Origin of the sequence: uncultured Thalassospira sp. (genome assembly GCF_963976115.1) — a bacterium.
GTDB lineage: Bacteria > Pseudomonadota > Alphaproteobacteria > Rhodospirillales > Thalassospiraceae > Thalassospira.
In genome coordinates this window covers 43,776-57,094 of sequence record NZ_CAXBJJ010000024.1, presented here as the reverse complement: position 1 = coordinate 57,094, position 13,319 = coordinate 43,776, and the positions used below count along the sequence as shown (strand labels likewise).

Here is a 13,319-nt window from a genome sequence, read left to right as displayed (position 1 = left end):
GGCGGGTTATAGGGGCCATTCCCTTACCTGTAAATACCTTTTTTAAACAAAAATGACGTTTATGACGTTTTTTTAGCAAAAGGCCAAAAATCATATACTTAACAGTAAGCCAGTATCAACCGTAACGCCCGGACCGGGCACTTAGATGACCAACAGTTGCCAGCCTGCCCCAAAGCCCCAAAAACAACGTTATTCACACCGGCAAAGATCAATGCGAACCGGCAAAGTATCGGTACTGTAATGTCGTGCCGTGTACAAAGCGACAATGCCGCGCCCCTTTATAGAGGGGGCTCCTCAATAGATATTGATCACATGAACATAAGGCGATGGCCCTGCCTGCCATGAGGATTAAACGATAAAAAATGCGCCGATACGGCGGATATGTCTGAAAAAGACAGAATTTAGCGATTGAGAACCTTTATTTTACCCGACAACTTGATTATGCAAGGTGTTAGAGTATGCCGATTGGGATGAGGAACAGGAAAACATGATCAAATTACGACATGGCATATATGGTGTGGCGTTGGTGGCTTCGCTGATATTAGGCGGATGCGAGAACCTGTCACATATGGCATCGGGTTCCTCGACCGCGACGGCCAGCACCCAGGATGGCAACAAGGGCGGATCGCCAATGCCATCTTTCACCAAATTTACCGATATTCCGATGCCGTCCAATTCAACACTGGATATGGATCGCAGCATTATTTTTGGCGCATCGGATGCCTGGACCGGTCGGCTGGTGTTAAATTCGCGCGGGACACCCGCACAGATGTATGATTTTTACGAACGCGAAATGCCGAATTTCGGCTGGAGCAAAGTAACCGTGGTCCGCGCCGATGTCAGTGTGCTGGTCTATGACCGTGAAAGCCGGGTTGCGACCATTAAACTGACCGGCGGATCGTTTAGCGGATCGACCATTGATATTACGGTATCGCCCAAGGGATAATCCGGGAGCGATAACGACCAACACCATGTAACAAAATAAAAAAAGGACCGTCATCCTAATTCAGGATGACGGTCCTTTTGATTATCAAATAACTCAACGCGTTCCGAACAGGCGGTCACCGGCATCGCCAAGACCCGGCACGATATAAGCCTTTTCATTGAGTTTTTCATCAAGGCCCGCGGTATAAACCGGCACATCCGGATGGGCTTTTTGAAAAACGCGCATTCCTTCAGGGGCGGCAACCAGCGCCATAAACCTAATATCCTGATCCTTGACCCCGTGTTTGTTTAAAACATCAATCGCAGCAACGGCGGAATTGCCTGTTGCCAGCATCGGGTCGACCAGAATGAAGGTCCGGCCTTCAACTTCGGGCAATTTCACCAGATATTCGACTGGCAAATGGGTTTCAGGGTCGCGATACATGCCGATATGGCCAATACGGGCGGACGGCATCAATTCGATCAAGCCATCGGCCATACCAAGCCCGGCACGCAGAATCGGCACCACCGCCAGCTTGCGCCCATGAATAAGCGGTGCCTTCATTTTACAGATCGGGGTCTGGATTTCCTCGAAACTGACCGGCAATTCGCGGGTAATTTCATAGCCCATCAGCAAGGCAATTTCGCGCAACAGTTGCCGGAAGGTTTTGGTCGATGTATCGACCTTGCGCATATAGGTCAGTTTATGCTGGATCAGCGGATGATCGAGAATGTGAAGATTGGGAAATTCGATTTGATTGGTCATGATACTGCCAGCCATCCTCAATTACACTGCGCCGGAAATTATTGGAGTGTCACCTAAAGGGTTTGCCCAAGGAAGGCAAGTCCATTGGCCCACCTGTTAAAACAGCATGCCGCACATTCCCCTTAAAATGCAAACGCCGATGTCAATCATCGGCGTTTGCATTGTCAGACCACATAAGAACGCAGAGCACCCGCCTGTTTAATCAATTGTTTTATCATTGGGTTCAGCACGGACAGGAAAACCGTCAATTCCGGTGTCTTTTTTAACTTTTTCAGCCCCGTTTCGCGCCGAGGATGCATCGGGATAGGCCCCGACCCGCACATAATACCAGGCACCATCATTGCTGCCGCGCTCAACCACGGCCACTTCGAGGCCCTTTTTACGCAATTCCCCTGCCCGCTGGCGGGCATTGGCATCAACCTTGAACGCGCCAACCTGAATGGAATAAGGCATATTCTTGCTGCCTGGTTCCCGGTGAAGAGCCGCAGATGCCATACTTTCGGTTTCAGTTGCTTTAGCCGTTTTTGAGACCGTGTCTTTCTGAACCGCCGGTTTGGGCGGCTTGGCATCGGTGCGAATTTGCGGCGCAACCGGTTTGGCGGGCGCAACATCTTTGACCACCGGTGCGGCAGGCGCATTTTCCGGGGCAGCGACATCTTCGCCGCCGCTCCCCGCTGGCTCATCAACCGCCGCGTTTTCTGTAGCCGACATATCGCCCATATCGGGAACAGCCGGTGCACCATTTTCGTCCAGGGCCTTCATTTCCGGCTCAGACACGCCTGCCGCTTTTTCCGCAATCAGATCCCCAACCGGATCCCCCCCGTCGGCCCCACGCGATGCATCAACACCTGGTGCCGCCAGGGGCGACATCTCGCCCTCGGTGTCTGTCGCGCCAGCAGCATTATTGGTGCCAGAATCGCTTGTCTGCGCGTTTTTCGGGGTAATGTCGGTTTGAATACGCGGTGCCGTATTTTGTGCCAGCAACTCCATTTTATCGCCATTGGCAGCGGTTTCGTTTGTTTGCGGCGCATCGGGCCCCATAAACAGACCTGCCCCCACCAGCATACCGCCAAAAAACAGCACCAGGCCCAGCATGCAGGCCCCGGTGATAAGCCCCAACAATGTTTTGCGATCCATGTCTGCTATTGTCCTGTTAATGGTAGAATATGCTGGCGAACGGCCGTGGTCCCGTTGCGCGAAAAGCGGTCGCGCCCCTTGAGACCCGGCATTGTTTTTACCTTGTCCGTAAAAAAACGCTGGCAGGGGCGCTTTGGGCGCCCGCCCTTCTGTATCTTTACTGGAATGGTCTGGGTCATTCTCGGCCACTTTTTTGCGCCTTGTTCAAATTCGTGTCGTGTCCGGCCAGCGATAAAAATCACGGTAAAGGTATTTCTAACCGCAAGGCGGTTTAAAAAACACTTAAATGCTGACGAATTCGCAGCATAAAACACAACATGATACTGAATATGGCAAAAAATAAGGGCTGGCATTGAGCCCGGCTTTGTCCCGCACAAATACCGGATGCCAGCCCCTCGAGTGAGAGAGATCGACCTTCGGGGAGAGAGTTCCCGAAGAAGGACTTCCAGATACGCCATGTTCTCTGGAAGTCATGTCACCAACGGGTATCCCGTTGGCCAGTGACAAGAACACTCATACTCAACTCGAATTACAATTGCAAACGATTATCACACACATTCGCAATTATTTTTTTACCCCCATTCTCAACCATCGAAAATCTGAACCTTCGTCTGACCTCGGCAATATCCATTCCCCGTTCTGAAACTGTCGCGTTCCTACGGGGAACGGGGCGTTCGAGCAAGTCGGGAAATTTACGCAAAATGCGTCAGAACGGTTGTCTTTCTGCGAAAGCTCTGTTTGGATTGATTTCAAAGCATCCAGAAGGATGCAACGGGAGGTCACAATCAATACCGATATAAAAAATCAACGTGACTGAGGAGGGTGTTGAATGACGGGAGACAAGGCCGTGAATACGGCTGTGGGGAACAAGAGCGCAAGCATATTCACATTGCGCCGTATCCTTATGGTAATTGGTCTTTTATTGTCGGGCGCAGTGGCGTGGATGCTGCTGTGGACTGGCGACAATTACCGCAATTTTGCCGTGGAAACGCTGAACAGTTCGGTCAGCAGCACGGTGAATTTTTTTGTAAGATCACGGGTCATCAATGACTACGCAAACCGAATCATCCCTGTTGCCAATGACTGGTCGCGCACGACGCGCCTGGTAAAGGCATTGCAGGAAAACAATGTCGACAACATAAAAACGGAACTAACGTTCTTTTCCAATGCCAGTCAGGTGACACAAGGGGAAATCAACCTGATTGCGACAATCGCCTATGATAGTAACTTTAACAAAGTTGTGTCTTCAGAAGGCAGCGCAGGGGAAAGTGTTGCCGACGATCCGGCCCTGAACGAGATTTTGAAATCACGCGACAAGGCCGCTGCGCGCAAAACAGTTTCGTATATCTGGCAAATGAGTGATGGCCGCCCGGTTTTTAGCATGATCCTGCCGATTGGCGGTTTCAAGGCCGTTGGTTTTCTTGAAGTGGTAACGGACCCACTTCCCATTTTGCAGGGTATGGGGGCCGTTTTGGGCGGTGACTTTCGCATTGTTGGCAATGACGGACAGGTTTTGTTTGAAAGCCTGGAAAATGACGGGGAAACAGAAGACACCGCCCCGGCGGTAGCCACCGCAGATGATGCCCAAGCGGCAACAGAAGAAGCGCAAGATACCCGTAAAAAGCAGCACCGCGCGTCGGTTGATGTCAATATTGACAATGGTCGGGGCGGCCAATGGGCCCAGGCGCGTTTTACCCGTGACATCACCGGATTTTACAGCCGCACCGGCGAATTGCGAAACTTGTCGATCGAGTTGCTGGTCGCCGTTTTGGCCGTCGGCTGGGGTGCGGGCTGGCTGTTGTTACGGCTGACAGTTTTTCGCAATTTACGCGGTTTTGCCCGTGCCATGACATCCATTGCAAAGGGCGACACCAGTGTCCGCTTGCCCAAGGTTGGCACAGATGAAATCGGGGAAATGCGCAAGGCCCTGGTGCAATTGCGTGAATCGGTTCGCCAAGCCATGATTTTACAAAACATGGTCGAGAACACGCCAACAATGACGGCCCTTATATCACCCGACGGGGATCTGACCTATTTAAACGCCAGTGCCAAACAATATCTTGGTGGCAACACCAAAGACGTCAAAGAAGACTTCCTTGAACTTGGCCCCGACTTTCAGCGCAAATTGCGAGACCCGAGCAATCTGCCGTTCGAAGACGTGCTTCTGTCTGGTCAGAACCATCTGGATATTCTTGCCGCACCGGTGCACGACAAGGATGGCGAACTTGTTGGCACCATGCTGGCCTGGAACAATGTGAGCGAACGCGAGGAAGGACGCATTGCCATTCAGGAACTGGTGGTCGAGGTGGAGAATGTTGCCCGCTCGGTTACACAACAATCGGAAATGTTGCTGGAACTGGCAAATAACCTGACCCATCAGTCGGAGGAAACCGTTACCCAGTCGGGAACGGCACTGGATGTATCGCGCGATGCAGCGAACAACACCCAGAATGTGGCGACCGCCGTTGAGGAACTTTCATCTTCGATTGCAGAAATTAACCGTCAGGCGAGCGATGCAAGTTCGGTAACGGAACGTGCGCGTTCGGAAGCCGAAGAATCGCAACGCAACATCATATCGCTGGAAAATGCCAGTTCGGAAATCGGATCGATTATTGATCTGATTAACGACATTGCCCACCGCACCAAATTACTGTCGCTTAACGCCACGATCGAGGCCGAACGGGCGGGTGAACTGGGCAAGGGATTTGCCGTGGTTGCCAACGAGGTTAAATCGCTGGCCGACCAAACGGCACATGCAACAGGCAAGATTGGCGATCTGACCAGTGCCATTCAAACCGAAGTGAAAAAAGCTGCCCGTTCGATCAGCACGGTTGGCGATGTCATTCATCAAGTTAATGACATTCAGAACACCATCAGCAGTTCGGTTGATGAACAACGCCGCGCAACGGATGAAATTTCGGAGAACGTCCAGCGGATTGCACAGGGTGCCGGGACGATGGATGAAATGATCCGCTTTGTGAATGGGGGTGCGCAAAGCACAGGGAAAACAGCCTATGATCTGAACACTGCCAGCCATGAGCTTTCGCAAATGGCGAAAAACCTGTCAGACCGAATGGCTGCTTTTAGTTCACGGGTTAAAATCGGCGATTAAAAACCATTTTCGCGAAAAAAGGCGGAGCCACAATAACCGGCTCCGCCTTTTTTATTCAGATGACGGCAATTTTATTCGGCAACAGACTTGCTGGCGATTTCATAAAGATCACGCGACAGGTTTTCCTTGGCAAGAATGCGGTTAAGTTCGGCCTTCATTTTAGATGCGCGGTTGTCATCGAACTTGCGCCATTTGCCCAAGGGGGCGGCCAAACGGGCCGCAACCTGCGGGTTCAGGTTATCAAGTTCCATCAAACGATCCGCATAAAAGGCATAGCCGCTGCCGTCTGCGGCGTGGAAATTACGCTGATTGCCCATGCCAAAAGCCCCGATCAGGGCGCGCACCTTGTTAGGATTGCGCATGGTAAAGGCGGCATGTTCCACCAGCTTTTTGATCTGATCAAGCGTATCTGCGCGCGACGACATCGCCTGAAGCGCAAACCATTTATCAATCACGACGGTATCGCTGGCAAAGCGGCTTTCAAAATCGGCCAAGGCTTCATCGCGCCCCGGGTGATCCTGATCGTTCAGGACCACCAGAGCGGACATACGATCGGTCATGTTATCGGCGGTGCGATATTGCTCGAGTGCCAAATCAACAAATACACGTTCGCCCGTTGCCACCAGATAAGACAAGGCAACCGACCGCAAGGCCCGTTGCCCTGCCGATGTCGCATCGGGGCTATAGGCATCGTTCGAGGCGTTATTGCGATAGGCTGCCTCAAATTCATCCTGCAAGGAAAGTCCGATCTTGCGAAGCAGGGCCTGACGGACCTGATAAATCGCTTCGGGATCTGCTGGTTGGAGTTGCTCTGCCAACATGGCTTCACCTGGCAAAATCATAGCCTGTGCGCGAAAGGCCTTATCGAGGTCGTCGTTGGTCAGCGTTGCCCGCAGCGCATTGCAAAAGGCATCAACATTGCCCAAGGCGTGATCTGCGGTTGATGCATCGCCCGATTTCACAAACGCGTTAACCGCATGGACCAGCAGGTCTGATGCATATTTCTGGCCCGCTTCCCAGCGGTTAAAGGCATCGGTATCGTTGCCCATCAAAAATGCCAGATCGTCGTGCGACGGGGTGGTGCCGACATTAACAGGGGCGGAAAAATCGCGATTGAACGACACAACCGGTTCTTTGGCAATATCGTTGAAAACAAATTCCTGAGTCCCCTCTGTAAGGTCAAGGGTTTGTGCCAGAATCTCGGTACCATCACGGCTCAGCAGACCAATCTTGACCGGCATTTGTAAATCAGATTTGAGCACCTGCCCCGGTGTCGGTTCGGTTTTTTGGGTGATCTTCAGGCGATAGGATTGAAGTTTGGCGTCATATTCGCCTTCCCACACCAGATTGGGCGTGCCAGCCTGCGAATACCACAGGCGGAACTGATCGAAGTTAACGTCATTGGCATCTTCCATTGCGCGAACAAAATTATCGCAGGTTACAGCCTGGCCGTCGTGACGTTCAAAATAAAGGTCGATCCCCTTGCGATACCCCCTGCTGCCCAGCAAAGTGTGCATCATACGGATCAATTCGGCCCCTTTTTGATAGACCGTGGCGGTATAGAAATTGTTGATTTCCATATAGCTGTCGGGCCGTACCGGATGGGCAAGCGGGCCGCCATCTTCGGGAAACTGCCCGGCACGAAGGCGCTGCACATCCTTGATCCGCTGCACTGGTCGGGAGCGTTGATCAGAGGAAAATTCCTGATCACGGAAAACCGTCAGGCCTTCTTTCAACGAAAGCTGAAACCAGTCGCGGCAGGTAACGCGGTTGCCTGACCAGTTATGGAAATATTCATGGGCAACAATCGATTCGATCAGTTCAAAATCGGTATCGGTCGCCGTATCGGATTTGGCCAGAATGTATTTCGCGTTGAAAACATTCAGGCTTTTGTTTTCCATAGCACCCATATTAAAATCCGAAACCGCGACGATGTTAAACAGGTCCAGGTCATATTCCAGACCATAAACGTCTTCGTCCCATTTCATCGCCCGTTTGAGCGAATCCATTGCATAATCGCAGCTATCTTCATTGCCATGTTCGACAAAAATACGCAGGGCAACGTCACGCCCGGTCATGGTGTTAAAGCTGTCTTCGACACAGGCAAGGTCACCGGCAACCAGGGCAAACAGGTAACAGGGCTTGGGAAACGGATCATCCCACACGGCCTGATGGCGGCCATCATCAAGATCGGTGCTGGAAACAAGATTACCGTTAGACAGCAACACCGGGCAGCTATCCTTGGGCGCATTTATCGTCACGCGGTAGGTTGCCATGACATCGGGGCGATCCGGGAAATAGGTAATCCGGCGGAAACCTTCTGCTTCACACTGGGTGCAATAGGCACTTTGCGAGACATACAGTCCTTCAAGGCGGGTATTGTTAACCGGCGAGATCAGGGTTTGAATTTCAACAACAAACTGATCGGATGGTGCGTTGAATTTAAGCGACGTCGCACCCACCTGATAATCGCTTGCGGCCAGTTCGGTACCATCAACAGCAACCGACAGCAATTTCATGCCTTCGCCATCCAGCGCGACTTCGTCGCCGCCACCGGTTGCGCAATCCGGATTCGCTTTTAACGAAAGCCGCGATGTTACCGTTGTCGCCTCGCGGTCCAGGTCAAAAACCAGTTCGACGGTTTCGATCAAAAACGCGGGCGCGGTATAATCCTCGCGGCGAATCACTTGGGGCTGTTCCGACATGAAAGGGTCCTTTTCCTTGTTCTTTCGCGCTTTTCGGGCGGATCACACACAGCAATCATCCCGCATTCACAAGCACGATTGCAACTGTTTCGCCCTCACAAATAGCGCGGATTGTGCATACCGACAAATGCAGAGTTTACGAGGCAGCAATTACACGTCATAATCACAAATGGTGGCGCGAGGGGGGCCGAAGTTTCACATTCGTGGGGCGAAGGTGTTCTTTGGTTTCCCTCACTCCTTTTCAGTGTCGCACCCAAAAATAAAAATCCCGCAGGACAGAAAGTGCCGCGCAAGCGCTGTGAACCGGTTGCGGGTTATCCGCAATCCGGTTTTTAATTTACTGTTTCAGGGGATCGTTCGCTTATGACCACCGGTTTTCACATCCTGATTGCAGACGATCATCCGCTGATGCGCGGCGCGCTGTCGCACGCTGTTTCGTCCGAATTATCCGAGATTACCATTCACGAAGCAGGCAGCCTTGGCGAAGCCATTCTCGCGATTGAAGCGTGTCGCAAGCAAGGCCAGGATATTGATCTGGTATTGTTAGATCTGCATATGCCAGGCATGAACGGCTTTACCGGCTTGTTTACGTTGCGTGCGTCTTACCCCGATATTCCCGTTACCATTGTTTCCGCCAGCCAGGATCTGCCCGTAGTGCGCCGCGCCATTGAATATGGTGCTGCTGCCTTTGTGCCCAAATCCGCCCCGGTCGAACAGATTGGTGCCGCGATGCGTGCCGTGCTGGACGGCGAAATGTGGATGCCCGACTGGGCCCGCGAGGCCATTGAAAATTCCCCGGAGAAAGACGCCAACACCGACATTGCCGCAAAGATCAGTCAGCTTACCCCGCAACAATTGCGGGTGTTGAACATGCTGACCGAAGGCAAATTAAACAAGCAAATCGCCTATGAACTTGATGTCACCGAAGCCACAATCAAGGCCCATGTGTCGGCCATCTTACGCAAATTATCGGTTCATAGCCGCACCCAGGCGGTGATTGTCGCGCGCGAATTACAATTACAAGAACCGGCCGTAGAGGTTTAAGCGGCAGCCATCGCACAGCACCGTCCCTGCCCCAGATAGCATGATGACCGCTGTCATTGGAGTGGACCCAGATGATGACCAAAGGTCATATTACCATCCTTACAACGTCACAGCCCGGTACCCAGGCGGTCACTGCCTGTTCCAGCCACCACTTTGCCCGTCACAGCCACGACCAGTTCGGCATTGGCATGATTGATGGGGGAGCGCAAAAATCGGCCAGCGGACGTGGCATGGTTGAAGCAGGCCCCGGTACTGTTATTACGGTTAATCCCGGCGAGATCCATGATGGTGTTCCGATTAACGAGGCCCCTCGCACATGGCGGATGCTGTATTTCACCCCCAACATTCTGACCAATGCCATCGATGCCCTGTTTGACGGCAATACGCCTGAACATGAATTCACCAGCCCGATTTTTCAGCGACCAACCTTGACGCGATACTTCAACCTTGTTTTCCATTTATTAACACTAAGTCATGATGAATATGATTACAATTCTGACGATCTGAAATACGAAGAACTTCTGATCCTTCTGGCACGGGCCAGCCTGGCAGAATGCCACCGCCCGAGCGAAAACATATTGATTGCCCCCGGTGTGGTGAAAGCCAGACAGCAAATTGACGATGCACCGGGCGAACCGCTGCAACTTGGCGACCTTGCACGGACAAGCGGGTTGGGAAAATATCAGCTGATCCGCGATTTTTATCGCTATACCGGTTACACGCCACACGCTTATCTGGTGCAAAAACGCACCCTTCTTGCCCGCCACCTTATTGGGCAAAACATGCCCCTTGCCGAAGCCGCCTTTACCGCTGGCTTTTCCGATCAAAGCCACATGACCCGACAGTTCACAAGGTTTTATGGCTATAGCCCCGGCAAGCTGGCAAAAGCAATATCGCGACGCTAAGGCATCTTTATCTCCCTCATCCGGTCTGCAATTTTATTCAAGACCGTACACCTGTGCCTGTCCCATTTTTGGACTGAAACCTTTGCCTTTTTCGGCATACGCCGCGCAAGGCTGTGATGCCGAACCGTGGCATTATTATTCAGGACACAGACATGACCGCTGAATTTCTCATCACATCGCTTGTTATTATTCTTTTACCCGGCACCGGGGTTATCTACACGCTGACCTACGGGCTCGGACAAGGATGGAAAGCCAGCCTGTGGGCCGCACTTGGATGCACGCTGGGCATTATTCCGGCCATCATCGCCAGTGTCGCGGGGTTGGCCGCCCTTTTACACAGCAGCGCCCTGGCGTTCGAGGCCCTGCGCTATCTCGGTGTGTTGTATCTTCTTTACATGGCACAGGCAATTTGGCGCGATCATTCAATTTTAAATACCCAAATTAATCTGATCAAATCGAACATTGTGAAGATCATACGCAACGGTTTTTTGATCAACATCCTGAACCCGAAGCTGACCCTGTTCTTTTTTGCCTTTCTACCGCAATTCATACCGCAAAATACCCCCAACAGCATCACCCGCATGATCATGCTTGGTACTGTGTTTATGGGGCTGACTTTTGTGGTATTTGCCGGATACGGCATTTTTGCCGCCCTCGCCCGGCGTCAGGTTCTGACACGGCCCAAAGTGATGCTTTGGCTGCGCCGCAGTCTGGCCGGCATATTTGTCTTACTTGGCGTTCGTCTGGCTTTATCCTCACGCTAAAGCATTTTCTGTTGCCAACAGGCCACGTTCACATCGCGGTACCAAGTCGATCACAATGCCTTCATGTTCTCAGCTTTTATAATTTATTGCGCATGACCGCGAAGCTAAATATGATCCACAATATTTAGTAGAGATCCTCAAGGACATCGTTACCATGAATTGCAATCCAAGATTAATCACTTGCGTAATTCTCTGCGTAACCGCAACAGTAATTTCGGGTCCATTCCGTGACGCAAATGCTGCAGAATCACATCAATGGCAAGGGTTTTACGGCGGCTTGCTTATTGGGGGCATATACGGCACGTCCCAGCTCGATGCCGAGGCGAAAAGCAGCCCCTATTTTAATAAACAAAGCGATCTTGATCAATTACGACCGGGCCTCCAAAAAACAATCGACGGTTTTTCCGCAACGGGTTCCGGTTTGTTGGGCTACAACCAAAGACATGGCAATGTTATCTACGGGATCGAAGCCGACCTCACAGCGATGGATTATTCAGAAACGACCAATACCGGGCCCGTTCGTTTCACCTCCGCTGCAATCGATTTTTCCACACAAACCACCATTAAAACCAGGTTCTCTTTCAGCATCAGACCCAAAATTGGCTATAGTTTCGATAATTGGATGATCCATGCTGCAGCAGGTCCATCAATCAGCCGCTTTAATTACAATTTCCGCTATATTGACGACAATGGGGGTGGTCAACCCGAGGACTTTGACAAGGAATCCTGGGCGCTGGGTGTTTCCTCCAATGTGGGGGTAGCCTACAACCTTGGGAACGGCTGGACAGTCCGCGGGGATTACGTTTTCAACTATTTTCCGGAAATTATAAGTGAAGAACAATCATTTGCACGATTTGTCCCCTTGGGCGCTGCCACCTTTGCCGGTTCTTTTGACCACAAAGCCGACTTCCAGTCCCACAATGTTCGTTTTGGCCTGATCAAGTATTTCTAGGACCATAGCAAACACCTCAGAAAAATAAATCTGGCGGCGCCATGTGAGTTCCGCCAGATTTATTCAGTCTGCCATGCAGACTTCTTTATTCTATTTGTATTTTTGCCACGCTGGCGCAAAATTGCCGCCCAGTCAGGTGAATTAAAGCAGATTACGCATGGCATTTGAACAATCTAAATGCTCTTTGACTGCTTCTCAAAGAAATTACAAAAAACGGCGCGTCACCAGCCAGAACAGCAACACCCATGCCGCCCCTAACGACCAGCCTGCCAAAACATCCGTCGGCCAATGAACGCCCAGGTAAAGGCGGCCAAAGCCGATAAAAAGAGTCATGAACACTCCGACCGACATCACAAACACCCGCACCCGCCACTGCTTTTCGGTCCTTGCCACCAAGGTGCCCAGTGTCAAATAGGTGATCGCGGACAACATGGCATGGCCACTGGGAAAGCTCAGCGAATGCACAGCCACCAGATGGGGCACAATATCGGGGCGGACCCGGTCAAAGGCAATTTTCAGGACTTCTTCTAACACAGCCCCCAACCCGACCGACAGCACCACCAGCAATGCCGCCCGGCGATGCCCGGCCACCAGCAAATAGGTCACAACAATTAACGTAAACAGCGCTAAGACAGAAGCGCCCCCCAGTGCGGTAATGTCACGCACAACGCCCAACAGCCACGCAGGTCCAATCGGCTGCGCCAAATCATTGCCGTTGCGCAGAAAAAGCAGGATCGCCTTGTCAAACGCCCCGCTTTCCTGATTGAAAACATCTTCAACCAGCTTGCCAAACAGCACTAAAAACCCGGCAATGGCAACGATACAGGCCAATATTTGCGGTTCAAACGAGGTTTTCTGACGAATGGTATCGGACAGGTTTCGGGCAATTTTACGCAAAGACGGCATCCTTTTTATAACATCGCACGCCCCACTGCATAAGGCGGCAACGGTTGAACAACCGCTTGGATCAAGGGTTTGTGCCAAAAAAAAGGCGCCGATCCCCTATCGGC

Annotated in this window: 10 protein-coding genes; 6 read left to right on the top strand and 4 right to left on the bottom strand. The window is 51.7% G+C overall.

Annotated elements, in window-relative coordinates:
- The first annotated feature begins 487 nt into the window (after positions 1–487).
- The gene (locus AAC086_RS21925) at positions 488–946 is read left to right on the top strand and encodes a hypothetical protein (RefSeq protein ID WP_339782021.1); all 459 of its coding nucleotides are present in this window, start codon (positions 488–490) and stop codon (positions 944–946) included.
- Between the two features lie 93 nt (positions 947–1,039).
- Here the strand turns inward: AAC086_RS21925 and upp are convergent, their stop codons facing one another.
- Both upp and AAC086_RS21915 read right to left on the bottom strand, forming a co-directional pair.
- Positions 1,040–1,690 (bottom strand): uracil phosphoribosyltransferase, encoded by a 651-nt coding sequence (upp, locus tag AAC086_RS21920; protein ID WP_339782019.1) that lies wholly within the window; start codon positions 1,688–1,690, stop codon positions 1,040–1,042.
- Positions 1,691–1,888: 198 nt separating this feature from the next.
- The gene (locus AAC086_RS21915; RefSeq protein ID WP_339782017.1) at positions 1,889–2,827 is read right to left on the bottom strand and encodes an SPOR domain-containing protein; all 939 of its coding nucleotides are present in this window, start codon (positions 2,825–2,827) and stop codon (positions 1,889–1,891) included.
- 829 nt (positions 2,828–3,656) lie between these two features.
- Here AAC086_RS21915 and AAC086_RS21910 point away from each other — a divergent pair.
- Entirely contained in the window at positions 3,657–5,939 is a 2,283-nt protein-coding gene (locus AAC086_RS21910; protein ID WP_339782015.1) for a methyl-accepting chemotaxis protein, read from the top strand.
- Between the two features lie 71 nt (positions 5,940–6,010).
- Here AAC086_RS21910 and pepN read toward each other — a convergent pair whose 3' ends face one another.
- Positions 6,011–8,644 carry an aminopeptidase N gene (gene pepN, locus AAC086_RS21905; RefSeq protein ID WP_339782013.1) on the bottom strand — a complete coding sequence of 878 codons (2,634 nt, stop codon included), beginning with the start codon at positions 8,642–8,644 and terminating at the stop codon, positions 6,011–6,013.
- A gap of 363 nt (positions 8,645–9,007) precedes the next feature.
- Here pepN and AAC086_RS21900 point away from each other — a divergent pair, with 363 nt between their 5' ends.
- The 4 genes from AAC086_RS21900 to AAC086_RS21885 all read left to right on the top strand — a co-directional run bounded on the left by AAC086_RS21900 (position 9,008) and on the right by AAC086_RS21885 (position 12,309).
- Positions 9,008–9,688, top strand: a complete 681-nt coding sequence (locus tag AAC086_RS21900) for a response regulator transcription factor (protein WP_339782012.1) — start codon at positions 9,008–9,010, stop codon at positions 9,686–9,688.
- A 71-nt stretch (positions 9,689–9,759) separates the two neighbouring features.
- Positions 9,760–10,593 carry an AraC family transcriptional regulator gene (locus tag AAC086_RS21895; protein ID WP_339782010.1) on the top strand — a complete coding sequence of 278 codons (834 nt, stop codon included), beginning with the start codon at positions 9,760–9,762 and terminating at the stop codon, positions 10,591–10,593.
- 152 nt (positions 10,594–10,745) lie between these two features.
- On the top strand, positions 10,746–11,357 hold the full coding sequence (locus tag AAC086_RS21890; RefSeq protein ID WP_339782008.1) for a LysE family translocator: 612 nt from the start codon (positions 10,746–10,748) through the stop codon (positions 11,355–11,357).
- 154 nt (positions 11,358–11,511) lie between these two features.
- On the top strand, positions 11,512–12,309 hold the full coding sequence (locus AAC086_RS21885) for an outer membrane beta-barrel protein (RefSeq protein WP_339782006.1): 798 nt from the start codon (positions 11,512–11,514) through the stop codon (positions 12,307–12,309).
- Positions 12,310–12,513: 204 nt separating this feature from the next.
- Here AAC086_RS21885 and AAC086_RS21880 read toward each other — a convergent pair whose 3' ends face one another.
- Positions 12,514–13,206 carry a phosphatase PAP2 family protein gene (locus AAC086_RS21880; protein WP_339782004.1) on the bottom strand — a complete coding sequence of 231 codons (693 nt, stop codon included), beginning with the start codon at positions 13,204–13,206 and terminating at the stop codon, positions 12,514–12,516.
- Positions 13,207–13,319: the final 113 nt, after the last annotated feature.